This is a genomic window from Gynuella sp. (genome assembly GCF_050297175.1).
Taxonomy (GTDB): Bacteria; Pseudomonadota; Gammaproteobacteria; order Pseudomonadales; family Natronospirillaceae; genus Gynuella.
Window position 1 is genome coordinate 1 of record NZ_JBNKSF010000005.1, and the last position, 1,582, is coordinate 1,582.

2 protein-coding genes are annotated in these 1,582 nt (G+C 48.1%); both read left to right on the top strand.

Annotated features, from left to right (window positions below):
* On the top strand, positions 1 to 423 hold a 423-nt coding region (locus ACQY6I_RS00295), incomplete at its 5' end, for a nitrilase-related carbon-nitrogen hydrolase (RefSeq protein ID WP_428239469.1).
* 85 nt (positions 424 to 508) lie between these two features.
* The coding region (leuS, locus tag ACQY6I_RS00300) for a leucine--tRNA ligase (RefSeq protein WP_428239470.1) at positions 509 to 1,582 on the top strand (1,074 nt) is incomplete at its 3' end.

Sequence of the window (1,582 nt, forward strand, 5' to 3'; positions counted from 1 at the left end):
CCATTAATGTCGGTAAAGGATGTCAAACTCGGTGTCTCTATCTGTTACGAAGATGTATTCAGTCGTGATATCAACCTCGATCTGCCGGATGCCAATATTCTGATCAATACCAGTAACGATGCCTGGTTTGGCGATTCACTGGCGCCGCATCAGCATCTGGAAATCGCACAGATGAGAGCGCTGGAAACAGCCAGACCGCTGGTTCGTTCCACCAATACTGGTCGTAGTGCATTCATCGATCATAAGGGGCGTATTGTGGATGCCACAGATCAGTTCAAAACACAAACCCTCACAGAAACGGTTCAGGGTCGCAGTGGATCAACCCCATTTCTTTACTTTTCAGCTGCGCAGCCTTACCTGGCGATTTTAATCCTGCTGGCCAGTGGACTGTTTTGGCTGAGGTCGCATAGAATCCAGCGTTAATTTTGCATAATATAGGGTTTGTTCACGACTCTACACTAGAGTATGCTTCCGACAATTTTCAGCCTTAATACAAACTAGCATCGATATGGATCAGAATTACGACCACAAAACCTGCGAAAGCAGCGCCCAGAGCTTCTGGGAGCAGAATAAATCTTTCATCGTCAGCGAAAAGCCTGATCAGGAAAAATACTATTGTCTGTCGATGTTTCCATACCCCAGCGGCAAGCTGCATATGGGGCATGTACGCAATTACACCATTGGTGATGTCGTCTCGCGTTATCAGCGCATGCTGGGCAAGAATGTGCTGCAGCCTATGGGATGGGATGCGTTTGGTATGCCGGCAGAAAATGCGGCTATCAAAAATAATGTTGCGCCTGCCAAATGGACCTATGAAAACATGGCTTATATGCGCAACCAGCTCAAGTTGCTGGGCTTTGGCTATGACTGGGACCGCGAGTTGGCGACCTGTCGACCTGAATACTATCGCTGGGAGCAGTGGTTTTTTACCCGTTTGATGGAAAAAGGCATCGCCTATAAAAAAACCGCACCGGTTAACTGGTGTCCACATGACCAGACCGTACTGGCTAATGAACAGGTTATTGAAGGTTGCTGCTGGCGTTGTGACACCCCGGTAGAGCGTCGCGAGATCGCCCAATGGTTTCTGAAAATCACCGACTATGCTGAACAGTTACTGGACGATCTTGATCATGTTGAGTGGCCGGAACAGGTTAAAACCATGCAACGCAACTGGATTGGCCGTTCAGAAGGTATGGAAGTTGATTTTGAAGTACCGGGTAGTGTGCCGCTACGCATCTATACTACGCGTCCAGATACGCTGTATGGAGCGACTTTCATGGCAATCGCCGCCGAACACCCTCTGTCATTAAAAATTGCAGAACAGCATCCTGAGCTGGCTGAGTTTGTGCAATCCTGCAAACAAACCAATACCGCAGAAGCTGAACTGGAAAAGATGGAAAAAAGAGGTTTTCCTCTTGGTATCAATGCCATCAATCCGGTCAATGGGGAAGAAATTCCAATCTATGTGGCTAATTTCGTACTCATGGGTTATGGCACCGGTGCCATTATGTCGGTTCCCGCGCACGATCAGCGCGACTGGGAATTTGCCAAAAAATACGGCATTGAAATCCGTCAGGTAGTC